Annotated in this window: 22 protein-coding genes; 16 read left to right on the top strand and 6 right to left on the bottom strand. The window is 72.4% G+C overall.

The window, feature by feature from the left end; genetic code table 11:
* The first annotated feature begins 221 nt into the window (after positions 1-221).
* Together QEZ54_RS00525 and QEZ54_RS00520 are read left to right on the top strand one after the other, a co-directional pair.
* Positions 222-1,058, top strand: coding sequence for a DUF4081 domain-containing GNAT family N-acetyltransferase (locus QEZ54_RS00525; protein WP_281302428.1), 837 nt, complete (start codon positions 222-224; stop codon positions 1,056-1,058).
* A gap of 153 nt (positions 1,059-1,211) precedes the next feature.
* Complete coding sequence (locus QEZ54_RS00520) at positions 1,212-1,721, top strand: hypothetical protein (protein ID WP_281302427.1); 510 nt, start codon at positions 1,212-1,214, stop codon at positions 1,719-1,721.
* A gap of 127 nt (positions 1,722-1,848) precedes the next feature.
* On the opposite strand, the gene QEZ54_RS00515 is transcribed toward QEZ54_RS00520, so the two are convergent.
* Complete coding sequence (locus QEZ54_RS00515) at positions 1,849-3,072, bottom strand: FAD-dependent oxidoreductase (protein ID WP_281302426.1); 1,224 nt, start codon at positions 3,070-3,072, stop codon at positions 1,849-1,851.
* Between the two features lie 142 nt (positions 3,073-3,214).
* On the opposite strand from QEZ54_RS00515, the gene QEZ54_RS00510 reads away from it, so the two are divergent.
* From QEZ54_RS00510 to QEZ54_RS00480, 7 genes are all read left to right on the top strand, one after another.
* Entirely contained in the window at positions 3,215-4,558 is a 1,344-nt protein-coding gene (locus tag QEZ54_RS00510; RefSeq protein ID WP_281302425.1) for a glutamine synthetase family protein, read from the top strand.
* Between the two features lie 5 nt (positions 4,559-4,563).
* Complete coding sequence (locus QEZ54_RS00505) at positions 4,564-5,904, top strand: aldehyde dehydrogenase family protein (protein WP_281303003.1); 1,341 nt, start codon at positions 4,564-4,566, stop codon at positions 5,902-5,904.
* Positions 5,905-5,912: 8 nt separating this feature from the next.
* Positions 5,913-6,677: a 3-oxoacyl-ACP reductase gene (locus tag QEZ54_RS00500; RefSeq protein WP_281302424.1), complete on the top strand. Its 765-nt coding sequence runs from the start codon at positions 5,913-5,915 to the stop codon at positions 6,675-6,677.
* Positions 6,678-6,682: 5 nt separating this feature from the next.
* The gene (locus tag QEZ54_RS00495) at positions 6,683-7,429 is read left to right on the top strand and encodes a gamma-glutamyl-gamma-aminobutyrate hydrolase family protein (protein WP_281302423.1); all 747 of its coding nucleotides are present in this window, start codon (positions 6,683-6,685) and stop codon (positions 7,427-7,429) included.
* A 184-nt stretch (positions 7,430-7,613) separates the two neighbouring features.
* Positions 7,614-8,471 carry a type I methionyl aminopeptidase gene (map, locus tag QEZ54_RS00490; RefSeq protein WP_281302422.1) on the top strand — a complete coding sequence of 286 codons (858 nt, stop codon included), beginning with the start codon at positions 7,614-7,616 and terminating at the stop codon, positions 8,469-8,471.
* The gene (locus QEZ54_RS00485) at positions 8,468-9,205 is read left to right on the top strand and encodes a VIT1/CCC1 transporter family protein (RefSeq protein ID WP_281302421.1); all 738 of its coding nucleotides are present in this window, start codon (positions 8,468-8,470) and stop codon (positions 9,203-9,205) included. Before map ends, QEZ54_RS00485 begins: the two co-directional genes overlap by 4 nt.
* A 108-nt stretch (positions 9,206-9,313) precedes the next feature.
* Complete coding sequence (locus QEZ54_RS00480) at positions 9,314-9,787, top strand: nitroreductase/quinone reductase family protein (RefSeq protein ID WP_281302420.1); 474 nt, start codon at positions 9,314-9,316, stop codon at positions 9,785-9,787.
* Between the two features lie 115 nt (positions 9,788-9,902).
* Here the strand turns inward: QEZ54_RS00480 and QEZ54_RS00475 are convergent, their stop codons facing one another.
* From QEZ54_RS00475 to QEZ54_RS00455, 5 genes are all read right to left on the bottom strand, one after another.
* On the bottom strand, positions 9,903-12,665 hold the full coding sequence (locus QEZ54_RS00475) for an ABC transporter permease (protein ID WP_281302419.1): 2,763 nt from the start codon (positions 12,663-12,665) through the stop codon (positions 9,903-9,905).
* The gene (locus QEZ54_RS00470) at positions 12,662-13,381 is read right to left on the bottom strand and encodes an ABC transporter ATP-binding protein (RefSeq protein WP_281302418.1); all 720 of its coding nucleotides are present in this window, start codon (positions 13,379-13,381) and stop codon (positions 12,662-12,664) included. Before QEZ54_RS00470 ends, QEZ54_RS00475 begins: the two co-directional genes overlap by 4 nt.
* Entirely contained in the window at positions 13,378-13,950 is a 573-nt protein-coding gene (locus tag QEZ54_RS00465; protein ID WP_281302417.1) for a PadR family transcriptional regulator, read from the bottom strand. The genes QEZ54_RS00470 and QEZ54_RS00465 overlap by 4 nt, the downstream gene beginning before the upstream one ends.
* 352 nt (positions 13,951-14,302) lie before the next feature.
* Positions 14,303-14,743 (bottom strand): ferritin-like domain-containing protein, encoded by a 441-nt coding sequence (locus tag QEZ54_RS00460; RefSeq protein ID WP_281302416.1) that lies wholly within the window; start codon positions 14,741-14,743, stop codon positions 14,303-14,305.
* Positions 14,740-15,162, bottom strand: coding sequence for a hypothetical protein (locus tag QEZ54_RS00455; protein WP_281302415.1), 423 nt, complete (start codon positions 15,160-15,162; stop codon positions 14,740-14,742). The genes QEZ54_RS00460 and QEZ54_RS00455 overlap by 4 nt, the downstream gene beginning before the upstream one ends.
* A gap of 355 nt (positions 15,163-15,517) precedes the next feature.
* Between QEZ54_RS00455 and rimP the strand changes: the two genes are divergently transcribed.
* From rimP to rbfA, 7 genes are all read left to right on the top strand, one after another.
* On the top strand, positions 15,518-16,195 hold the full coding sequence (gene rimP, locus QEZ54_RS00450) for a ribosome maturation factor RimP (RefSeq protein WP_281302414.1): 678 nt from the start codon (positions 15,518-15,520) through the stop codon (positions 16,193-16,195).
* Positions 16,192-17,250, top strand: coding sequence for a transcription termination factor NusA (nusA, locus tag QEZ54_RS00445; protein WP_281302413.1), 1,059 nt, complete (start codon positions 16,192-16,194; stop codon positions 17,248-17,250). The genes rimP and nusA overlap by 4 nt, the downstream gene beginning before the upstream one ends.
* Before the next feature lie 15 nt (positions 17,251-17,265).
* Complete coding sequence (locus QEZ54_RS36350) at positions 17,266-17,610, top strand: YlxR family protein (RefSeq protein ID WP_348650495.1); 345 nt, start codon at positions 17,266-17,268, stop codon at positions 17,608-17,610.
* A 214-nt stretch (positions 17,611-17,824) separates the two neighbouring features.
* Positions 17,825-20,941, top strand: a complete 3,117-nt coding sequence (infB, locus tag QEZ54_RS00435; protein ID WP_281302411.1) for a translation initiation factor IF-2 — start codon at positions 17,825-17,827, stop codon at positions 20,939-20,941.
* A gap of 88 nt (positions 20,942-21,029) precedes the next feature.
* Positions 21,030-22,046: an SAM-dependent methyltransferase gene (locus tag QEZ54_RS00430; RefSeq protein ID WP_281302410.1), complete on the top strand. Its 1,017-nt coding sequence runs from the start codon at positions 21,030-21,032 to the stop codon at positions 22,044-22,046.
* A 21-nt stretch (positions 22,047-22,067) separates the two neighbouring features.
* A complete protein-coding gene (locus QEZ54_RS00425; protein ID WP_281302409.1) occupies positions 22,068-22,361 on the top strand; it encodes a DUF503 domain-containing protein in 294 nt (97 codons plus the stop codon).
* A 143-nt stretch (positions 22,362-22,504) separates the two neighbouring features.
* Positions 22,505-22,990, top strand: coding sequence for a 30S ribosome-binding factor RbfA (rbfA, locus tag QEZ54_RS00420; protein WP_281302408.1), 486 nt, complete (start codon positions 22,505-22,507; stop codon positions 22,988-22,990).
* Positions 22,991-22,997 lie beyond the last annotated feature (7 nt).

The raw sequence follows: 22,997 nt of genomic DNA, 5'->3' as shown, positions 1-22,997 counted from the left end.
GAAGGCGAACCGGCGCGGGTCGTGGTCTCCGTGGTGGTCCTCGTGGCCGTGTCCATGGCGGTCGTGGTGGCGCATCCGGCGCTCGTGGTGGTGTCGCAGCATGTCATGCTCCTATCGCTGATCTGTCGTCGATACGTTAACGATATATCGGCAACGTGTCGAGACGCAACCGGCTCGGGGATACCACTGGCATGACGCGAAGATCTCACTAGGCTGTGGTCATGCTCACCCTCCCGGTGCGGCAGTTGGCCGAGGCCGACCGTGCCGCAGTGGAACGTCTCCTGGCCGCACATCCGGTCGCGGCGGCGCAGGTGGCGGAGCGGGTGGCGGTGCGCGGCCTGGGCTGGCGCGCCGACGGGCGGCTGTACGGGTACGGCGGCAGGCGGCAGCCCGAGGCGGTGCTCTGGTCCGGCGGGCAGGTGTCCCCGGTCGGCGCCAACGCCGCCGCGGTGGACGCGTTCGCCGAGATGATCAGCGGTCAGCCCCGGGTCTGCGCGTCGCTGGTCGGCGAGGCCGAAGCGGTGCTGAGCCTGTGGGACAAGCTGCGCCCGAGCTGGGGCCCGGAGCGTACGGTGCGGGCGTGCCAGCCGCTGCTGGTGCTGGACGCGCTGTCGTCGGTCAAGCCCGACCCGCTGGTCCGCCAGGTGCGGCCGGACGAGGTGGACCTGGTCTTCCCGGCCTCGGTGGCGATGTACACCGAGGAGGTCGGGGTTTCGCCGCTGGGCGAGGACGGCGGGCGCGGCTACCGGGGGCGGGTCGCGGAGCTGGTGCGCGCCGGACGGTCGTACGCCCGGATCGTCGACGGCCAGGTGGTGTTCAAGGCCGAACTCGCCGTCGTCACCCGGCACACCGCCCAGATCCAGGGGGTATGGGTCGAGCCCGCGTACCGCGGCCACGGCTACGCCACCGCCGGGATGGCCGCGGTGGTGCGCGACGCGCTGCGCCGGGTGTCCCCGTCGGTCAGCCTGTACGTCAACGACTTCAACACCCCGGCCCGGCGCGTCTACGACCGCCTCGGGTTCCGCCAGGTCGGCGCCTTCGCCACCGTCCTGTTCTGACGCCGCACCGACGGGTTCGTCGCATCGCTGGAACTTCCACGCGCGCCACGCCGCAGCCACGATCCGGCTATCGTGACTTTGAGCACTTTCGTAACTACTTTAGGTAACGATTGGTGCTGACCACATGTGACGGCCGGCGAGGTGACTTCCCCGATGGGGCGGATCGTAAAACAGCTCTCTGAAACCACCACGAAGTACTACTGGTACCCCGGAGAGAAGCAGGAGTGGATCCGCGCCGTCATCGCCATCGGCAGCGGTGGCGCCGCGGGCGCCCTCATGATGCTGCTGACCCGCGACAGCCTGGTCGCCGTCACCGTCGGCTGCTCGGTGTGCCTGGCCGTGGCCGGTTTCAACTTCGGCCGGCGCGACGCCAAGGCCCTGGGCGGGTTCCCCGACCTCAACGACAAGGCGGCCCGGCGGGCGGCGGTCGCGCACACCGGGCGGGCGGCGTGGCGGGCGAGCGTACACGGGCTGGGCGGGGCGGTCGCGGCGATCGTGGTGCTCAACCTGCCGCATACCGGCTGGCTGGCCGACTGGCTGCTGCCGGTGGTGCCCGCCGTGGTCGGCGCGCTCGCGCACCAGACCGGCATGATCTGGTCCCAGCTCGCCAGCACCGTCGAGACAACCGGCCCCGCTGCCGCCCCCAAACCCGCCGCCGACTGACCGCCGCGCCCGCCGCGCGCCGCGCGGGTGATCACGGTGACGGGGTGGGGACACGCCGTCGAACACGTCCATAAGTTCATGATCAACGTGGCGGGGCGGCGGCGCGGGTTGGTGGTGCGGGGCGGGGTCAGGTGCGGGCGAGGGTGGCGAGGGCTCGGGTGGTGAGCCAGTCGCGGTTGGTGGCGGAGGGGCCGAAGCGGTCGGGGAGCAGGGCGGTCAGGTCCCAGGTGGACGAGCCGGTGGTGATCCATTCGGCGAGGTGGCGGCCGAGGCCGCCGGCCAGGGCCATGCCGTGCAGGCCGCCGCCTGCGGCGATCCAGAGGCCGGGCAGGGTGGTCGGGCCCGCGAGCGGGGCGCCGTCGGGGGTGTACGCCTCCACGCCGTGCATGATCTTGGCGAGTTTCGCCTGCGCCAGCTCCGGCATGCGGGCGCGGGCCAGCTGCCACAGCCGCGCGAACGCGGCGTCGTCCGGTTCGGCCAGGTCGCGGGCTTTGGCCAGCGGCTCGGCGTCCCCGGCGGGCCAGGCGGCCACCGGGTCGGGGCGGCTACCGCCGATGATCACGGCGCCGTTGGCGCCGCGCAGGTAGAACTGCTGCTCGGGTACGCGGCAGGTGGGGGTGGTGTCGGGGTCGAGCGCGGGCTGCAGTACGTCGGTGACGCCGTACTGGTGCAGCACCGGGACGACGGGCACGCCGACCCCGGCCAGTGCGCCGACGGCCCCGGCGGCGGCCCCGGCCGCGTTGACGACGACCGGTGTCTCGATCACGCCGTCGCTGGTGTGGACGGCGCGGACGGCCCCGCCGGTGGCGTCGATGCCGGTGACCCGTACCCCCGTGCGGATGTCGGCGCCGTGCGTCCGCGCGCCCGCGACCAGCGCGCCCACGAAGTCCTTGGGGCGCACGAAGCCCTCACCCGGCAGCCACGCGGCGGCCTGCACGTCGGTGAGGTCCAGGCGCGGGGCGAGGTTCATGGTGGCCGAGGCGCCGCGCAGCTCCAGCGGCACGCCCAGCTCGTCGGCGCGGCGGGCCAGCCGCCGCAGTTCGTCGACGTGGGTATGGGACAGCGCGAGGCGCAGCCCGCCGACCGGGCGCCAGCCGGGGTCGAGCCCCGTCTCGGCGCGCAGCATCGCGGCCAGCGCGGGCAGGTAGCCGGCCAGCCGGGCGTGCCAGCCGGGGCCGTCCGGGCCGCGCATCGAGGTGACGAACCCGGCGGTGTGCCAGGTCGTGCCCTCGGTCAGTTCGTGCTGCTCCAGCAGCACCGTGTCGCGCCAACCGGCCCGGCCGAGATGGTAGGCCAGCGAGCAGCCGATCACGCCGCCCCCGATGATCACCGCTGGTGCACTCGCTCCCATTCGGTCAGTGGTAATCGATCGGCCCGGATAACGGAAGGGCTCGGTCACGATTTTGCACCGAGTGGGAGTCGGCGGTGACGGCGCGGAGAACGAATCATGCAAGTGGTTGACGGCGGTCGGGCGTGCCGGTAGACCTTGGGACATGTGGTCGGTGGAGCGCCTGCGCGCGCTGGTCGAGGCGGGCGAGATCGACACGGTGCTGCTCGCCCTGACCGACATGCAGGGCCGCCTGCAGGGCAAGCGCCTGCACGCGTCCTACTTCCTGGACGAGGTGGTGGCGCACGGCAGCGAGGCGTGCAACTACCTGCTCGCCGTCGACGTCGAGATGACCCCGGTCGACGGCTACGCCGTCTCCGGCTGGTCGCAGGGGTACGGCGACTTCGTGCTCGCCCCAGACTTCGGCACCCTGCGCCCGCTGCCCTGGCTGCCCGGCACCGCGCTGGTGCTCGCGGACGTGCTCTGGCACGACGGCAGCCCGGTGGTGCAGTCGCCGCGGCAGATCCTGCGCCGCCAGCTGGACCGCCTGGCCGAGCGCGGCCTCACCGCGTACGTGGGGACGGAGCTGGAGTTCGTCGTCTACGCGGACACGTACGAGCAGGCGGCCGCGAAGCGCTACCAGGGGCTGACGCCGGCCAACGGGTACAACGTGGACTACTCGCTGCTGGGGACCACGAAGGTGGAGCCGCTGCTGCGCGGGATCCGGCTGGCGATGGCCGGGGCGGGGCTGTCCCCGGAGAGCGCCAAGGGCGAGTGCAACCTGGGCCAGCACGAGATCGCGTTCCGGTACGCCGAGGCGCTGAAGACCGCCGACCAGCACTCGATCTACAAGCATGGGGCCAAGGAGATCGCCGCCGCGCAGGGCATGTCGCTGACGTTCATGGCCAAGCCGAACCAGCGCGAGGGCAACTCCTGCCACATCCACTTCTCGCTGCGCGACGCCGACGGGCGGCCGGTGATGGCCGACGGGCACGCGCTGAGCGGGCTGGGGGAGCGGGTGCTGGCGGGGCTGCTGGCCACCACGTCCGAGCTGAGCGTGCTGTACGCGCCGAACATCAACTCGTACAAGCGGTACCAGGCCGGTTCGTTCGCGCCGACGGCGCTGCGCTGGGGCCGCGACAACCGCACCTGCGCGCTGCGCCTGGTCGGGCACGACCAGTCGCTGCGGGTGGAGCACCGCTCGCCCGGCGGCGACGTGAACCCGTACCTGGCGATCGCCGCGCTGGTCGCGGGCGCCCTGCACGGCATCGACCACGAGCTGGAGCTGGAGCCGGAGTTCCGGGGCAACGCCTACGCCGACCCGGCCGCGCCGCGGATGCCCGCCACGCTGCGCGACGCGCTGCTGCGCTGGGAGTCCTCGGCGGTGGCCCGGGACGCGTTCGGCGACGAGGTGGTCGAGCACTACGGCCACGCCGCCAAGGTCGAGCTGGCCGCCTTCGACGCGGCCGTGACGGACTGGGAACTGGTACGGGGGTTCGAGCGGCTGTGAAGATCATCAATCCGGTCACCGAGGAGCCGATCACCTCGGTGGAGCCGGTCGACCCGGCGGGCGTGGACGCGGCCGTGCGCCGCGCGGCGAAGGCGTTCGAGAGCTGGCGGCACGTGTCCCCGGGCGACCGGGCCCGGCTGCTGCGCCGCTTCGCCGCCGTGGTCGACGCCCACGTCGAGGAGCTGGCCCAGCTCGAGATCGACAACGCCGGGCACACCGTGGGCAACGCCCGCTGGGAGGCGGGCAACGTACGCGACCTGCTGGAGTACTACGCGGGCGCGCCGGAGCGGCTGTGCGGGCGGCAGATCCCGGTCGCGGGCGGCTGGGACGTGACGTTCCACGAGCCGCTGGGCGTCGTCGGCGTGATCGTGCCGTGGAACTTCCCGATGCCGATCGCGGCCTGGGGCTTCGCGCCCGCGCTCGCGGCGGGCAACACCGTGATCCTCAAACCGGCCGAGGCGACCCCGCTGACCGCGCTGCGCCTGGCCGAGCTGGCGCTGGAGGCCGGACTGCCCGAGGGCGTGCTGCAGGTGCTGCCGGGGCACGGCGAGGTGACCGGGCACGCGCTGGTGACCCATCCGGGCGTACGCAAGATCTGCTTCACCGGCTCGCTGGAGGTCGGCCGCCAGATCATGGCCGCCTGCGCCGCCGACCTGACCCGGGTGACCCTGGAGCTGGGCGGCAAGAGCAGCACCCTGCTGTTCGCCGACGCGGACCTGGAGGCGGCCGCCGCCGCGCTGCCAGGGGCGGTCTTCGACAACGCCGGACAGGACTGCTGCGCCCGCTCCCGCCTGCTCGTCCAGCGCCCGGTGTACGACGAGTTCCTGGCCCTGCTGGAGCCCGCCGTGGCCGCCTGGCGCTGCGGCGACCCGCGCGACCCGGCCACCGGCATGGGTCCGCTGATCACCAGCGAGCACCGCGAGCGGGTCCGCGCCGGGGTCGGCGACGCGAACGTGCTGATGCGCGGCGAGGCGCCGCCCGGCCCCGGCTGGTGGCATCCGGCCACGGTGCTGGCGGCGGGCGCCCCCGACGAGGCGCACTGGCAGCAGGAGATCTTCGGACCGGTGCTGTCGGTGCTGCCGTTCGACGACGAGGCTGAGGCGGTCCGGCTGGCCAACGACACGCCGTACGGGCTGTCCGGCTCGATCTGGACCCGGGACGTGAGCCGGGCGCTGCGGCTGGCCCGCGCGGTCGAGGCCGGGGTGCTCAGCGTCAACTCCCACTCCTCGGTGCGCTACTGGACCCCGTTCGGCGGGGTCAAGCAGTCGGGGATGGGCCGCGAGCTGGGCCCGGACGCCCCGCTGGCGTTCACCGAGACCAAGAACGTGTTCATCGCTACGAGTTGAGGGAACCAGTGCAGCGACTTCAGGACCGGGTGGCGGTCATCAGCGGTGCGGCCAGCGGCATCGGCGCGGCCACGGCGCGGCGGTTCGCCGCCGAGGGGGCGTACGTCGTCTGCGTCGACCTCGCCGAGGAGGCGGGCAAGCAGATCGCCGAGGAGGTCGGCGGCGAGTTCGTGCAGTGCGACGTCAGCGACGAGGCGCAGGTGCGCGAGCTGTTCGACGGCGTCGCCGCCCGGCGGGGCCGCCTGGACATCGCCTTCAACAACGCGGGCATCTCCCCGCCCGACGACGACTCGATCCTCGACACCGGGCTGGACGCCTGGGAGCGGGTGATCCGGGTCAACACCACCAGCGTCTACCTGTGCTGCAAGTACGCGCTGCCGCACATGCTCGCGGCGGGCAAGGGCTCGATCATCAACACGGCCAGCTTCGTCGCCCTGATGGGTGCCGCGACCAGTCAGATCGCTTACACCGCCAGCAAGGGCGGGGTACTGTCGATGAGCCGGGAGCTGGGCGTGCAGTTCGCCCGGCAGGGGGTGCGCGTCAACGCGCTGTGCCCCGGACCGGTGGCGACGCCGCTACTGATGGAGCTGTTCGCGAAGGATCCGGAGCGGGCGGCTCGCCGACTTGTCCATGTACCGATGGGCCGGTTCGCCGAGCCCGAGGAGATCGCGGCGGCGGTAGCCTTTCTCGCCAGTGACGACTCCTCGTTCGTCACCGCCTCGCAGTTCATCGTGGACGGAGGCATTACCGGCGCCTACGTGACACCGTTGTGAGCGATGTGACCAGACCGTTGATCGGCATCACCACTTTCGTGGAGCATGCCCGTTTTTCCGTACACGACACCAAGGCCGCCGTGGTGCCCTGGGCCTATGTGGACCAGGTGAGCCGCGCCGGTGGGCGCCCCGTGCTGATCCCGCCGCAGGTCGACGGCGGTGTCGAGGTCCTCGACGGCCTGGACGGCCTGGTCGTCTGCGGCGGCGCCGACGTCGACCCGGCGCGCTACGACGAGGCCCCGCACCCCAGCGTGTACCTCGACGAACTGCGCGACTGCGGCGAGCTGCCGCTGGTCCGGGTCGCGTTCAAGACCGGGCTGCCGCTGCTCGGCATCTGCCGGGGCATGCAGCTGATGGCGGTCGCGGCCGGGGGGCGGCTGCACCAGCACGTGCCCGAGACCGTCGGCCACGACGGGCACCGGCCGATCGGCCCGACGAAGGTGTACGCGCACCACGCGGTGCGCTTCGCCACGGGCTCGCGCTGCCGGGAGCTGTTCGGCCCCGAGGCGGTGGTCAACTCGTTCCACCACCAGGCGGTGAAGGACCCGGGTCGGCTGGTGCCGACGGCGTGGTGCGTCAGCGACAACCTGATCGAGGCGGTCGAGCACCCGGATCACCCGTTCGCGGTCGGCGTGCAGTGGCACCCGGAGGACATGGCCGCTCCGGACCTGTTCCTGGCGCTGGTGTCGGCCTCGGCGAGCACCCACTCGGCCCGTACCGCTGCCCGCACCGAGTTCTTCGCCACCGTCTGACCGAGCCTGACCTGCGTCTGGGCTGCTCACCCCACCCGCCCGCCATTGACGGTGGCCTATCCAGAGGACGATTTCCGGAAAACCGTCCTCTGGATAGGCCAGTGTCAATGGCTGGGGCGGGGATCCGGGGCCGCCACCCCCGGCGCGGGGCGCGGGGGCGGGTGGCGGCGCTAGAGTTCATGGCATGAACGGCCGTGCGACGCTCACTCCAGGCAAGCAGTCCCCGTGGCGGGACGTCCCCGCCCACATCCCGCGTCCCGAGTATGTCGGCCGCAAGCAGCCCAAGCGCTGGGACGGCCCACTCACCCAGGACGCCGAGTCGATCGAGAAGATGCGGGTCGCGGGCCGGATCGCCGCCCAGGCGACGCAGCTAGCGGGCGAGCACTGCAAGCCCGGGGTGACCACCGACGAGATCGACCGCCTGGTGCACGAGTTCCTGTGCGACCACGACGCCTACCCGTCGACGCTGGGCTACAAGGGCTTCCCGAAGTCCTGCTGCACCAGCCTCAACGAGGTCATCTGCCACGGCATCCCCGACTCGACGGTGATCGAGGACGGCGACATCATCAACGTGGACGTGACCGCGTTCAAGGACGGCGTGCACGGCGACACCGACGCGACGTTCTGCGTGGGCGAGGTGGACGAGCAGGCCCGGCTGCTGGTCGAGCGGACGCACGAGGCGATGATGCGGGGCATCAAGGCGGTCGCGCCGGGCCGCCCGATCAACGTCATCGGCCGGGTGATCGAGTCGTACGCCAAGCGTTTCGGCTACGGCGTGGTGCGCGACTTCGGCGGGCACGGCATCGGCCAGTCCTTCCACAGCGGACTGTTCATCCCGCACTACGACAACCCCGCCGCCGACACGATCATGGAGCCGGGGATGACGTTCACCATCGAGCCGATGATCACCCTCGGCGGCATCTCGTACGAGACCTGGCGCGACGGCTGGACCGTGGTCACCAAGGACCGCCGCTGGACCGCCCAGTTCGAGCACACGCTGGTCGTCACCGAGGACGGCGCGGACATCCTGACCCTGCCATGAGCGCCGACCACCCCTCGTCGGCCACGCAGGCACAGGAGCTCCCGCCGATCGACCACGAGCACGCCGACGTCTCCGGCGGCTGGCTGCGTGCCGCCGTGTTCGGCGCGATGGACGGGCTGGTCACCAACATCGGCCTGATCGCCGGAGTGGGCGGTGCCGGCGTGGCCGCGGGCACCATCGCGCTGACCGGCGTCGCGGGCCTGGTCGCGGGCGCCATCTCGATGGGCCTGGGCGAGTACGCCAGCGTGCGCACCGCCAACGAGCAGATCGAGGCCGAGATCGCCAAGGAGCGGCGCGAACTGCGCCGCAACCCGCTCGCCGAGGCCGACGAGCTGGCCCAGCGCTGGATCGACCGGGGCATCGCACCCGACCTGGCCCGGCAGCTCGCCCACGAGCTGTCCGAGCAGCCCGACGAGGCGCTGCGCATGCACGTACGCGAGGAGCTGGGCATCGACCCCGACAGCAAGCCGAGCCCGTGGACGGCGGCGATCTCGTCGTTCGTCTGCTTCTCGATCGGGGCGCTGATCCCGCTGCTCAGCTACCTGCTCGGCAGCGACTCGCTGTGGCTGGCGCTGTCCGTGGGCGGCCTCGGACTGTTCGTCGTGGGCGCGCTCACCGCCCGGTTCACCCGCCGCCGCTGGTGGGCCACCGGCCTGCGCCAGCTCCTGCTCGGCGCCGCCGCCGCGGGCGCCACGTACCTCATCGGCGCCGCCATCGGCGTCTCCACCACCTGACCCGCCAGCGGCGGTCCCGCCGGTAAGGAAGGGCCCCTTCTTATCGCTTTGCGTGGTAGAAGGGTCCCTTCTTAACCCGCCGGGTGGGTTACGAGACTTCTTCACGTAGTGCAGACTGTCGGCGTGCTGAGCCGTCTCGCCCGTACCCTCGGACATCGCCGCTGGTTCGCCCGCATGGGCAAGGCGATCGTGCCGCTCGACCGCGCCGTCGCCAAGCTCACCAAGGGGCGGGTGATCGCCCTCGGCATCATGCCGACGCTGGTGCTCACCACCACCGGGCGCAAGTCCGGCCAGGCCCGCAACCAGCCGCTGGTGTACGTGCGCGACGGCGGGAACTACGTGGTCATCGGCTCGAACTGGGGCCAGACCAGCCACCCGGCCTGGTCGGGCAACCTGCTCGCCAACCCCGACGCGACGATCACCCTCGACGGGCGCCAGGTGCCCGTGCGCGGCGTGCTGGCCCGGGGCGCCGAACGCGAGCGGCTGTTCGGCCTGCTGCTGGCGGTGTGGCCGGCCTACCGGACCTACGGCGAGCGCGCCGGCGACCGCGAACTACGCGTCTTCACCCTCACCCCCCGCTGACCGGACGACGTTGGGAAGGGCCCCTTCTACATCGCAAAGCGATAAGAAGGGGCCCTTCCTTTCCTCGCGGAGCGCTCGCGGAGCGCTCGCGGAGCGCTCGCGGAGCGGGTGAGGGCTAGAGGCGGCGTTCGACCGGCAGGCGGGAGCGGGTCAGCAGGCCCGCGCCGGCCATCGCGATCAGCGGCACGGCCGCCACGATGGCCAGGCTGCTCCACGGCAGCACCAGGCGCAGGGGGAAGCTGCCGCCGTACGCGCTGGTCGTGTTCAGGGCCAGGATCAGCGCGTACGCCGTGCCCAGTCCCGCGAGCACCCCGAGCAGCGCCCCCAGGCCGGAGATGACCCCGGACTGGCTCAGCGACAGCCTGCGGCGTACCCCCGGACTGGCCCCGACCGCGGCCAGGGTGACCAGGTCGGCGCGGCTCTCCGCGCCGGCCAGGCCGGTGGCGACCCCGGCCGCCCCGAGCGCGATCAGCGCCGCGATGACGCCGAGGATCCAGATGATCGGCTCCGGCCGGTACTGCGCGCCCGTCTCGATGAAGAGGTTCGTGGTCTCGGCGGCGGCCAGGTCGTGCAGGGCGCCCTCGAGCGCCTGGGACTCGTTGGCGTCGGGGGTGTGGCCGTCGCCGACGATCCCGTCCTGGCGGAGGCCGAACCCGAGCTCCTCGGCGAGCGCCGGGGGCACCATCAGCGTGAACCCGGCGACCCCGGCGAGGTAGGTGCCGGGTACGCCGACCTTCGGCTCGTCCTCCATGTCGCCGACGATGCGGCCGTTGAGCGGGGTCAGCTCGACCTTGCCGTCGACCAGGTACAGCGGGTTGGTGACCACGACGCCGCCCGCCGCGAGGGTCCGCTTGGCGGCCGAGATCGCCTCGGGGCCCGCGTCGGTCAGCGCCCCCAGCGTGTCGCCATCGTCGACGATCATGAACTGGAGGACGTTGTAGCCCTGGTCGTTGCAGCGTGCGTCCGCCCTGATCGCGTCCCAGTCGGGTTCGGCGCCGTCAGGCTGGTACTGCCAGTACGGGCACTGGTTCACGGGCGGGATGAACATGTCGATGGTGCAGCGGTCGACCTCGTTCACCGGGTCGGTCGTGTCCACCGGGGGTGTGGGCACCGGCGTCCCGGTCGGCGCCGGCGAGGCCGGCGCGGGCGTCGGACCGGCCGCCGGCTGGGCCGGCTGGGGCGCCGTCTGCCAGGCGCAGGTGACTCCCTGGTACGGCTGCAGCCGCGCCTGCGGCACGATGCGCTGGACCGCGTCGTGCACCTTGGCCCAGTCGGGCGGCGTACCGGTCTCCCCGCCGACGTACCGGACCCCGAAGTTGCCCACCGGCAGCACCGGTCGGTAGTTGTCGATCGAGTACTGCTGCTCGCTGCCGACGAACGCCCCGATCGAGACCGCACCCGCGACCGCCGCCATCACCGCCGAGATGGCGGGGGCGGCCGAACCGCGGTTGCGGGCGGTGTCGCGCAGCGCGATCCGGGGTGCCAGCGGCAGCAGGCGGCCCAGTCGGGAGATGAGGCCGACCAGGGCCGGGGTCAGCAGCACCAGCCCCAGTTCTCCGACGATCACGCCGGTGAGGACCACGCTCGAGCTCCGGCCGGCGGCGGCGCCCAGCATCGCGGTGGCGGCCCCCGCGGCCGCCATGACCAGTCCGAACACGATCCAGCGCTTGCGGGAGCGGGTGATTCCGCGCCGTCCGGCCAGCACCGCCACCACGTCCTGCCGGGCGGCGGTGAAGGCGGGCACCAGCGCGGCGAGCAGGCCGGTGCCGATCGACAGCGCGATGATCGCCGCCTGCGCGGGCAGGTAGAAGCGCAGCCCGCCGGCGCGGGCGCCGATGAGGTACTGCTCCACCACCGGCCGCAGCAGGGCCGCCAGCAGCATGCCGCCGAGCACTCCGCCCACGGCGGCGATCGCGCCGAGCACGACCCCGTCGGCGAGCACGATGCGGCGCAGCTGCTTCGGGGTGCCGCCGGCGGCGGCGACGAGCGCCAGGTCGCGGCTGCGGCGGCGGGCACCGACCGCGAACGCCGGACCGGCCAGCAGCACCACCTCCAGCACGATCAGCCCGACGACCACGACGCTCAGCGCGATCTCCTCGACCTGCGGACCCTCGTCGCGGCCGTACGCCCACTGCACGGGGGGCGGGTCGAGCACCACGGCCCGGCTCAGCGCCACGATGCCGTGCCTGTTCAGGTTCTGCACGTCCGGCCAGGTCAGCGGGGACGGGGAGTCGGCGAGCCACTGGCCGTCGGTGAACACCTGGCCGGGCCGGAACACGATGTTGCCGTGCAGCGAGTCCGGGAACTCCACGAACGCGGTGACGGTGAAGGTCCGCTCCGGGGAGACGGTGCGCACGGTGTCGCCGATGCCGACCTTCAGCCAGTCGGCCACCGCGTCGTTGATCGCGACCTCGTCGTCGCGCTGCGGCAGGGTGCCGGAGACCAGGTTCACGATGCCGCGCACCATGGGGTCGGCCAGGTCCATCGAGTGCCCGTTGGTGGTGCCGATGCCGTACGGCGCGTGCATGTCGACCGGCCCGCCGCCCACCCGGGTCAGCCGCGACCCCGGCGGCAGCGCCGCGAGCAGGTCCTCGGCGGTCGCCGCCCGGGTCAGCCGGCCGTCCACGGCCGACCAGCCCTCGCTCACCGGGTCCTGTTCGAGCGGCCCGTCGACGTACTTGGCGATCCGCGCGTCGGCCTGGCCGATGGTGCGGTCCAGCCGCTCCGCGGGGGTCAGCTCGTGCATGTCGTACGTCGCCACGAAGAACGACAGCAGCAGCACCGGCAGCCCGATCAGGGCGATGACCAGCAGTGAGCGGCCCTTGGACCGCCTCGCCTCGCGCCGGGCGACCCGCAGCGCGGGGATCCACGACTTCACGCGGTCGCCTCCAGCAGCTGCTCGGGCCGCGCCAGCGGGCCCGAGGTGTCCACGATGACGCCGTCGCGCAGGAAGATCACCCGGTCGGCCCAGCCCGCGTGCCGCGCCTCGTGGGTGACCAGCACCGCGGCGGCACCGGCGTCGACGCGGGCGCGCAGCAGCCGCAGCACCGCCTCGCCGGTCTGCGAGTCCAGCGCACCGGTCGGCTCGTCGGCCAGCACCAGCCGCCGCTGCCCGACCAGGGCGCGGGCGATGGCGACGCGCTGCTGCTGGCCGCCGGACATCTCGTCGGGGAAGCGGTCGGCGTACCCGGACAGCTCCACCTCGGCCAGCGCGGCCTCGGCCAGCGGGCGGGCCTTGCGGGCCGAGACGCCGTCCAGCTCCAGCGGCAGGGCCACGTTCTCGGCGGCGGTGAGGCTGGGCACCAGGTTCAGGGCCTGGAAGACGTACCCGACGCTGTGGCGGCGCAGCCCGGCCAGCTCCTTGCGGCTGAGCGAGGACAGCGGCCTGCCCTCCACCAGCACCTCGCCGGAGTCGGGGGAGTCGAGGCCGCCGGCCAGGTTGAGCAGGGTGGACTTGCCGGAGCCGGACGGGCCCATCACGGCCACGAGCTCGCCCGCCTGCACGTCGATGGTGACGCCGCGCAGCGCGTGCACGGCGGCCTCGCCCTTGCCGTGGGTGCGGTGCACCTCACGTAGTTCCAGGATCGCGGTCATCCCTGGGTCTCCCGTGTCGTCGAGGGGGTTTCGTCGCGGACCGGTAGCGGCGCGGGCGGGGCCGGGCGAAACCGCACCAGCGCGGTCTCGCAGTGGTCCAGCCAGCGCAGCTCGGCCTCGGACTGGAAGATCATCGCGTCGAGCACGAGCCGCCAGGGCAGGTCGGCGTCGGCGCGCTTGAGCCGGGTGTACTCCTGCAGCGCGCGCATGGTGGCGGTGCGCTGGGTCTGCACGACGGCCGCGACGTCCACCCCGGGGGTGGTCAGCGCCAGGGCCAGCTTGATCGCCAGCTCGTCGCGGGGGCGGTCGGCGCGGGCGATGGGGGTGGCGAACCAGAGCGCGAGCTCCGTGCGCCCGGTGTCGGTGATCTCGTACGGCCGCTGCCCCCCGTCGTTTTCGGGCAGCGGATGCACCAGGCCGTCACGTTCGAGCCGGTTGAGGGTGGTGTAGACCTGGCCGATGTTCAGCGGCCAGGTGGCGCCGGTGGAGTCCTCGAACTCGGCCCTGAGCTGGTATCCGTACCGGGGGCCGCGTTCGAGCAGAGCGAGCAGGCCGTGCCTGATTGACATGACTACTGAGTATGCATACCCGGTATAGTCGACGCAACTGGCGAGGCCGCGCCGCTGATCGATTCTGGTCGGCGGCTTGCGGCCGGGTGGCGAAGATCGAGGCCCTCGGCTGCGCGGAGTTGCGCCCGCAGGCGGCGAGCTTGGGGACGGTTGTGCTGATGATCGCCGCCGATGGTCGGAACCGGCGTCTACGGCCGCCGTGCTGACCGCTCGCAGCGATCACCAGCCCGGTAACCGAGGTCGCGACCACCGGTGGCGATCATCCGGCCGCTGGGCCGCTGGGCGGATCGCCGCTGGCCGCTGGCCGGCGGGCGGGGGCCAGGGGCCGGGGGCGGGGCGGGGTGGGGTGGGGTCAGCGCTTGGCGGGGCGGCCGGGGAAGGTGACGGTCAGAGGGGTGACGCCGGCCAGGCGGCGCCAGTGCGCCGCGCGTACCGCCGCGTCGGTGTAGCCCGCGAGCACCTGCTTGCGCAGCTCGCCCTCGGTGACCGCCAGCGCGGCCCGCCACGTCGCCGCCACCCCGTCCTCGACGTAGGCGGCGAGCTTCAGCGCCGACGGCTTGTCGGTCACCGGGAACGGCATCGCGTAGCCCGCCTCGGCCTCGGGCGGGTCGACCTTCAGGGCGGCCAGGTGCACCAGCAGGGCGTCCCGGCGCACCCGGTGCACCTCCTGGACGCCGCGGGCGAGGTCCCGCCCGGCCTTGTCCAGCAGCACGCCCAGCCGGCCGTACGCGAAGATCGCGGCGTACTCCGCCGCCAGGGCGGCACCGAGCCGCTGCCCGAGTTCGGCACTCATGGGACCAGCACCTCCAGGTGGGTGGCGCGGGCGACCGCGATCTCGCCGACGAGCGTGGCGCGGGCCGGGGTGGTGGCCAGGCAGACCTCGGCGGCCTGGCGGCTGCCGTTCTGCTCGGCGGTGCGCAGCGAGGTGAGCACGGCTTTGCGGTCCCCGGCGGCCGGGGCGAGGCTGCTCGGGCCGAACGCCTGCGCCGACGGGCGCGGGTCCATGATCGCGGTGATCGCGTCGGCGTGCTGGCGGTGCGTCTCGCGCAGCGGCCCCAGCAGCGGTCCCAGCTCGGGCAGTGCCGTCAGCGCGGAGTCGTACGCGGCGATCAGCGTCCAGGTGCCCGCCAGCAGGCCGGTCAGCTGGTCCGGCGCGGGCGGGGTGTCCGGCCCGCCGTCGAACAGATCGCAGCCCGAAGCCGTGACGAGCACTCCACCCGCCACCGCACCCGCCAGCGCGCTCCGCCGGAGCAGCTCGCGCCGATTGGTGCCCGGCCCGCCCCGCCCGCTACGATCATCTGCCCGTATCCGCACCGCGCCAGTCTCCCTGATGGCGGCATCCTTTGCCTAATGGCGCCGCTCGGCGCTTCTCCAGGCATCGGCGGTTGCAGGCCGCTCGGTGTCATCCGGAGCGAACGCGGAGGATGGCACCGATTAAGGCCGCAGAGCCGATGCCGAGGCAGCACAGGATGACACCGATTAAGGCCGCAGAGCCGATGCCGAGGCAGCACAGCCTCGCGGGTTACGCTCTGCGCAGTCGACGTATCACCGAGAGGGGTGCCCGCAGATGGCTCAGCGTGGCCGTGCCGCAGGTCGTCAGACGGGCCGACCGGCCGGTCGGCCAGCCGCCGCGCCCCCGCCGCGCACTCCCGCGACCGAGCTGGCCGCACGGCGGGCCCGGCTGCGCGAGGTGATCGAACCGGTGGTGGCCGCGACCGGCTACGACCTGGATGACCTGACGCTCAAGCAGGTCGGTCGGCGGCACCTGGTGCAGGTGGTCGTCGACGGCGACGGCGGGGTGGGCCTGGACGCGATCGCCGAGGTGTCGCGCGCGGTTTCCCGGGCGCTGGACGAGGCCGAGGAGGCCGGGGCCGACCTGATCCGGGGCGAGTACCAGTTGGAGGTCTCCTCGCCCGGGGTCGACCGGCCGCTCACGCTGCCCCGGCACTGGGCGCGCAACACCGGACGCCTGGTCAAGGTGAAGGTGGGCGACAAGACGCTGACGGGCCGGATCACCGAGGCCGGTGCGGGCGGGGTCGTGCTCGACGTGGACGGCAAGGTGACCGAGGTCGCGTACGACGCGCTGGGTCCCGGCCGGGTCCAGGTCGAATTCAAGCGGATGAACGAGATCTCCGATGAGGAGCTCGCCGAGTTCGGTGACGACGAGGACGACGACGAGTCGGACGACCTCGACGACGACGCCGACGACGAGGACGGGCCGGATGACGAAGGAGAAGAGCGGTGAACATCGATCTTGCGGCGCTGCGGGCGCTGGCACGTGACAAGGAGATCTCGGAGGAGACGATCCTCCAGGCGATCGAATCGGCGCTGCTCACCGCATACCGGCACACCGAGGGCGCGCAGTCGCACGCCCGCGTCGAGATCAACCGGCACTCCGGCGCGGCCGTCGTGTTCGCGCAGGAGTACGACGCCGAGAGCGGCGACATGGTGCGCGAGTGGGACGACACCCCGCACGACTTCGGCCGCATCGCGGCGATGACCGCCAAGCAGGTCATCCTGCAGCGCCTGCGCGAGGCCACCGACGAGGTGCACTTCGGCGAGTACGTCAACCGCGACGGCGACCTGGTCACCGGGGTCATCCAGGCGCACGAGACGCGGACCGAGAAGGGCATCGTCTCGGTGGACCTGGGCAAGGTCGAGGCGGTGCTGCCGCAGTCGGAGCAGGTGCCGGGGGAGACGTACCCGCACGGGCAGCGGATCCGGTGCGTGGTCGTACACGTCGCGAAGAGTTTCCGCGGCCCGCAGGTGACGCTGTCGCGCTCGCACCCGGCGCTGGTGAAGAAGCTGTTCGCGCTGGAGGTGCCGGAGATCGCCGACGGCACCGTGGAGATCGCCGCGATCGCGCGTGAGGCAGGTCACCGCACCAAGATCGCGGTGCGCTCGACCGTGGCCGGCGTCAACCCGAAGGGCGCCTGCATCGGCCCGATGGGCCAGCGTGTGCGCGCCGTCATGAGTGAACTGCACGGTGAGAAGATCGACATCATCGACTGGTCGGACGATCCGGCCGAGTTCGTCGGCAACGCGCTCTCGCCCGCCAAGGCGCTCAAGGTCGAGGTGGTGGATCTGGCCGCGCGTGCGGCGCGGGTCACCGTGCCCGACTACCAGCTGTCCCTGGCGATCGGCCGGGAAGGGCAGAATGCCAGGCTGGCGGCCCGGTTGACCGGTTGGCGGATCGACATCCGGTCGGACGCGGCCGACGCGCCCGGCGGCGCGGCGCGCCCGCCCCGCAGCGGTGCTGATCACGAGACGGAGCCGGGCGGCACCCCGATCTCCGCATAGGGGTAGACTTGCTCGGTGGTACGACGCGCGCGGCTCGCACCGTCGGCGGAATCTCTGGCGACATCGCAGGCAGCGGCCTCATCCGTTCCGCTTGTGGCACCTCCGGTGCGCACATGCGTCGGGTGTCGGCAACGCGCGTCTGCTATCGATTTACTACGTGTCGTCGCGGTGGAGTCGGAAGCTGACCAGTTCAGTCTCCGGCCCGATCAGCGGCGTGCGATGACCGGCCGTGGGGCTCACATACACCCGACTGCGGCCTGTCTCGAGTCGGCGCTGCGGCGCCGCGCCTTCGGGCGCGCGCTGCGGATCACAGGCGTCCTGGACGCCGGTGAGCTGACCGAGGCGATCCACGGGCCGTGAGGCCTGCTGGATCACGATCCGATCCGAAGGATCGCCGCCACCATCACTGGCGGACCACCGTAGGCGCAGCGCTCCTGTGCAGCGTCTGAGGATCAGAGCAAGGTAGGAAAATCGACATGGGCACACGATGAAGTCGCTGAAATGACCAGGCTTCAAGTGCACAAGTGAGGTCGTGGCGGGTCAGTGCCCGCGCGGCCTCGGAGTGAGGAGTGCAGTGGCAGGCAAGGCCCGCGTACACGAGCTTGCGAAGGAGCTCGGCGTCGAGAGTAAGGACGTTCTCGCCAAACTCAAGGAGATGGGCGAGTTCGTCAAGACCGCGTCGAGCACCGTGGAAGCTCCCGTCGCCCGACGGCTGAAGAACGCCTTCGCGGCCGGCTCCGGGGGTTCCCCGAGCTCGTCGCGTCCGGCACCGGCCCCGGCGGCGACCACAGCGGAGACCGCGAACGAACCCCGGGTGACGGCCAGGCCGGCACCCCCCAAGAAGCCCGCGGCGGCGCCTTCGGTGATGAAGCCGAAGCCGCCCGTGTCGATGGTGCCGCCGACGCCGGTCGCGAAGCCGGCCAGCGCCCACGACATCGAGGTCGCGGCAGCCGAGGCGCGTGCCTCGGCGCTCAAGGCCGAGCAGGAGGCCGCGCGCGCGGCCCAGCAGGCTGCTCGCAGCCAGCGCGAGGACGCTCCTCGCGGCGACGGCCCCAAGCCCAGCTTCATGCCGCCCCGACCCGGCTCGTCCGCGGCCGGCGCAGCCCGTCCGGGAGCCCCGGCCGGGCGTCCCGGCGCGCCCGGTGGCGACCGTCGGGACGGGCGTCCCGCCGGCCCCGGCGGCCCGCGCCCCGAGGGCGGTCGTGACCGTGACCGCGATCGCGGTGACCGTCCGGCCGGTCCGCGCGGCGAGGGCGGCAACCGTGAGGGCCGTCCCGGCGCTCCCGGTGGCAACCGTCCGCCGCGCAGCGGCGGCAACAACCCGTTCGGCATCTCGTCGGGCGGCGCGGCTCCGTCGCGCCCGTCCCCGGCCGGCATGCCCCGGCCGAACCCGGCGTCCATGCCGCCCCGGCCGAGCCCTGCCTCGATGCCCCCGCGGCCGAACCCGGCCTCCATGCCCAGCCAGCGCCCGGCCCGTCCGGGTGGCCCCGGCGGCGGCGCGGGTCGGCCCGGTGGCGGCGCGGGTCGTCCCGGTGGTGGCGGCGGCGGCTTCCGCGGCGGCCCCGGTGGCGGCGGCGGTGGCGGTGGCTTCCGCGGCGGTCCTGGTGGCGGCGGTGCCGGCACCGGCTTCCGGCCCGGCGGCGGTGCTCCTGGCGCCGGCGGCGGCTTCCGTGGTGGTCCCGGTGGCGGCACCGGTGGTCCGCCGGCGGGCGGCGCGGGCCGTCCCGGTGGCGGCGGCGCGGGTGGTCGCGGTCGTGGCGGCGGCGCCGCGGGTGCCTTCGGTCGTGGCGGCGGCAAGTCGCGCGGCCGCAAGTCCAAGAAGCAGCGGCGTCAAGAGTTCGACAACCTGTCCGCGCCCACGATGAGCTCGGGCGCGCCGCGTGGCCAGGGGCAGGCGCTCCGGCTGCCGCGCGGTGCCTCGCTGTCGGACTTCGCGGACCGGATCAACGCCAACCCGGGCTCGCTGGTCCAGGAGATGTTCAACCTGAACATCATGGTGACGGCGACCCAGTCGTGCACCGACGACGACCTGATGCTGCTCGGCGAGCACCTCGGCTTCGAGGTGCAGATCGTCAGCCCCGAGGACGAGGACCGCGAGCTGCTGGCCCGGTTCAACATCGACCTCGACGCCGACGTCGACGACGAGCGGCTGGTCAGCCGTCCGCCGGTGGTGACCGTCATGGGTCACGTCGACCACGGTAAGACGAAGCTGCTGGACGCGATCCGGTCGGCGAACGTGGTCGAGGGCGAGGCCGGCGGTATCACCCAGCACATCGGCGCGTACCAGGTGCACGTCGAGCACGAGGGTGAAGACCGCGCGATCACGTTCATCGACACCCCGGGTCACGAGGCGTTCACCGCCATGCGTGCCCGTGGTGCCCAGGCCACCGACATCGTGGTGCTGGTCGTCGCGGCCGATGACGGCGTCATGCCGCAGACGATCGAGGCGCTCAACCACGCCAAGGCGGCCGACGTGCCGATCGTGGTCGCGGTCAACAAGATCGACAAGCCCGAGGCCAACCCCGGCAAGGTGCGTCAGCAGCTCACCGAGTACGGCCTGGTCGCCGAGGAGTACGGCGGCGAGACCATGTTCGTCGACATCTCCGCCAAGAGCCGTCTCAACATCGACGGCCTCCTGGAGGCGGTCCTGCTCACCGCGGACGCGTCGCTGGAGCTCACCGCTCCGATCGACGGCCACGCCCAGGGTCTGGCCATCGAGGCCCGGCTCGACAAGGGCCGCGGTCCGGTGGCGACGGTCCTGGTGCAGAAGGGCACGCTCAACGTCGGCGACTCGATCGTGGCGGGCAACGCCTACGGCCGCGTCCGGGCGATGCTGGACGAGAACGGCCACCCGCTCGCCTTCGCGGGCCCGGCCCGTCCGGTGATGGTGCTCGGTCTGACCGCGGTGCCGGGTGCGGGTGACACCTTCCTGGCCGCCGACGACGACCGGACCGTGCGCCAGATCGCCGAGCAGCGGCAGGCCCGCAAGCGGGCGGCCGAGCAGGCGAGCCTGCGCGGCCGGGTGTCGCTGGAGAACCTGCTCGAGAAGATCAAGGAGGGCGAGCGCACCTCGCTCGACCTCATCATCAAGGGCGATGTCTCCGGCTCCGTGGAAGCCCTCGAGGACGCGCTGGTCAAGCTGCCGATCCCGGAGGAGATCCAGCTTCGGATCATCCACCGCGGCGTCGGCGCGATCACCGAGAACGACGTCAACCTGGCGTCCGCCTCGGCGAACTCGACCGCGATCATCATCGGCTTCAACGTGCGCCCGATGGACCAGGCCCGCGAACTGGCCGACCGCGTCGGCGTGGAGATCCGTTACTACACGGTCATCTACCAGGCCATCGACGAGATCGAGGCGGCCCTCAAGGGCATGCTCAAGCCGGAGTTCGAGGAGGTCGCCCTGGGTTCGGCGGAGGTCCGCGAGGTCTTCCGCTCGTCCAAGGTGGGTCTCATCGCCGGCTGTCTCGTGCGGTCGGGTCTGCTGCGGCGCAACGCCAAGGCCCGGGTGGTCCGCGACGGCACCGTCGTGGCGGAGCACGCGTCGATCAGCTCGCTCAAGCGGTTCAAGGACGACGCGACCGAGGTCCGCGAGGGCTTCGAGTGCGGTCTGACCCTGGGCGGCTACGGCAACCTGCAGGTCGGCGACATCATCGAGACCTTCGAGATGCGGGAGAAGCCCCGCGCCTGAGGTTCGAACCAGGCGGCCGGTGCGTCAGCACCGGCCGCCTGGCCATGTCTGGGGCATGCTGCCCTGATACTGGGTTCAAGGAGGGCACATGGCCAAGTACGCGCTGCTGACGGCGCCGTCGTCGAACCGCGTCTACACGCAGTCCGCACCCGACCTGGTCGCCGCCGAGCTGTCGGTGTTCGGTCAGCGGGCACTGGACGGGCGGCTGGAGCCGGCCGAGACGGTCGAGTTCGCCGGGCTGCCGTACCTGGTCTTCGAGACCGAGGGCGGGCCGCTGTCCGACGACGACCTGCGGATCCTGGCGAACCTGTCCTCCGGCTACGCCCTGTTCGAGGTCACCGGGGACGACCTGTTCCGCCCGGTCGGGCGGCCCGGCCTGGACCGGTTCGACGACGACCTGATCACCATCCAGAAGTACGCCGGCAAGACCAACGAGCACTTCACCAAGCTGCTGCTCAACGTGACCGTGCTGGCGACCAGCTGGGCCGACCAGCTGCTGACCCGCCGCTTCACCGTGCTCGACCCGGTGGCCGGCCGGGGCACCACCCTCAACCAGGCCCTGATGTACGGCTGGGACGCCGTCGGCATCGAACTGGACGGCAAGGACGTCGAGGCGTACTCGGCGTTCCTGAAGACCTGGCTCAAGCGCAAGCGGATCAAGCACACCGCCGAGACCACGCCGCTGCGCCGCGAGGGCAAGCGGCTCGGGCGGCGCTTCGACGCGCGCATCGGCGACGTGCGCGAGCAGCCGCAGCACGTGGCGCTGCTGGAAGCCGACACCACGTCCACCAAGGGCCTGCTCAAGGGCAACTCCGCCGATGTCATCGTGGCCGACCTGCCGTACGGGGTGGTGCACGGCAGCCGTACCGGCAAGGGGTTGGCGCGCAGCCCGCAGGAGCTGCTGGAGGAGTCGCTGCCCGGCTGGGTGGCGCTGCTGCGCCCCGGCGGCGCGCTGGGCATGTCGTGGAACACCCACGTCGCGCCGCGCGAGGACGCGCTGGACCTGCTGGAGGAGAACGGGCTGGAGGCCGTCGACTACGAGGGCTTCGAGCACCGGGTCGACCAGGGCATCAACCGTGACATTCTGGTGGCCCGCAAGGTGTGATCTCGCGTACGCTTCCGCCTCGTGCATACCGGAACCGCTGTCTTCGACCTGCTGCTGCCGGGTGACTCCCGGTCGCTGAAGGAGAAGCGCTCGTACGTGCGCCCGATCATCGCGGCGCTGAAGAAGTTCGAGGTCGCGGTCGCCGAGGTCGGCGCGCTCGACCTGCATGGCCGCACCGAGATCGGGGTGGCTGTCGTAGCGGCCGACCACGCGCACGTCACCGAGATCCTCGACCGCTGCGAGCGCCTCGTGGCCAACCGCCCCGAGGTCGAGGTCATCTCGGTCAAGCGGCGCTGGTACGGCGACGACGACTAGGTCGCCCATGTGCGACCGAGCGGGGGTTCGGGTACGGCAGGTAGTGTCATGGTGTTGGTTTCGACCCTGCTCGGGGCTCGTGGGCGGCAAGTGGGCCGACGCGGAGTTCCCGGGTGGCGGTCGTCGGTCGCGGAGGTGACGTGATGGGTGATCCGGCAAAGGTGCGCAAGCACGCCGAACGAGTGCGGGAGCTGGTGGCTTCCGCGGTACGCACCCAGATCAAGGACCCCAGGCTCGGCATGATCACGATCACCGACGCCCGGATCACCAACGATCTGCGGGAGGCGACCGTCTTCTACACCGTGCTCGGTGACGCCGAAGCCCAGGCGGGCACCGCCGCCGCGCTGGAGAGCGCCAAGGGCATGCTGCGCGGCGTCGTCGGGCGGGCCCTGGGCCTGCGCCACTCGCCGTCGCTGGCGTTCGTCTCCGACGACGTCCAGGAGCACGTCAAGCACATCGACGACCTGCTGGCCGAGGCGAAGCAGCGCGACGCCCAGGTGCAGCAGCTGGCCGCAGGCGCGGAGTACGCGGGCGAGGCGCAGCCCTACCGGGTCGACGAGGAGGACTCCGACGACGAGTCGCCCGACGACGAGGAGGAGCCTGCGCTGCGCGCAGCGGCCCAGCGGTGACCGGTAC

The organism is Catellatospora sp. KI3 (assembly GCF_029948125.1).
Lineage (GTDB): Bacteria > Actinomycetota > Actinomycetes > Mycobacteriales > Micromonosporaceae > Catellatospora.
Note: the sequence above shows the minus strand (reverse complement) of the source record. Positions and strands in the feature narration are given on the sequence as shown.

Coding starts and splice junctions, on each gene's coding strand:
- rimP (WP_281302414.1), top strand. CDS start 15,518: ATGGCTCAGCGTGGCCGTGCCGCAGGTCGTCAGACGGGCCGACCGGCC.
- QEZ54_RS00465 (WP_281302417.1), bottom strand. CDS start 13,950: ATGTCAATCAGGCACGGCCTGCTCGCTCTGCTCGAACGCGGCCCCCGG.
- QEZ54_RS00485 (WP_281302421.1), top strand. CDS start 8,468: ATGAGCGCCGACCACCCCTCGTCGGCCACGCAGGCACAGGAGCTCCCG.
- QEZ54_RS00520 (WP_281302427.1), top strand. CDS start 1,212: ATGGGGCGGATCGTAAAACAGCTCTCTGAAACCACCACGAAGTACTAC.
- QEZ54_RS00470 (WP_281302418.1), bottom strand. CDS start 13,381: ATGACCGCGATCCTGGAACTACGTGAGGTGCACCGCACCCACGGCAAG.
- QEZ54_RS00525 (WP_281302428.1), top strand. CDS start 222: ATGCTCACCCTCCCGGTGCGGCAGTTGGCCGAGGCCGACCGTGCCGCA.
- QEZ54_RS00510 (WP_281302425.1), top strand. CDS start 3,215: ATGTGGTCGGTGGAGCGCCTGCGCGCGCTGGTCGAGGCGGGCGAGATC.
- rbfA (WP_281302408.1), top strand. CDS start 22,505: ATGGGTGATCCGGCAAAGGTGCGCAAGCACGCCGAACGAGTGCGGGAG.
- QEZ54_RS00460 (WP_281302416.1), bottom strand. CDS start 14,743: ATGAGTGCCGAACTCGGGCAGCGGCTCGGTGCCGCCCTGGCGGCGGAG.
- QEZ54_RS00515 (WP_281302426.1), bottom strand. CDS start 3,072: ATGGGAGCGAGTGCACCAGCGGTGATCATCGGGGGCGGCGTGATCGGC.
- QEZ54_RS00430 (WP_281302410.1), top strand. CDS start 21,030: ATGGCCAAGTACGCGCTGCTGACGGCGCCGTCGTCGAACCGCGTCTAC.
- map (WP_281302422.1), top strand. CDS start 7,614: ATGAACGGCCGTGCGACGCTCACTCCAGGCAAGCAGTCCCCGTGGCGG.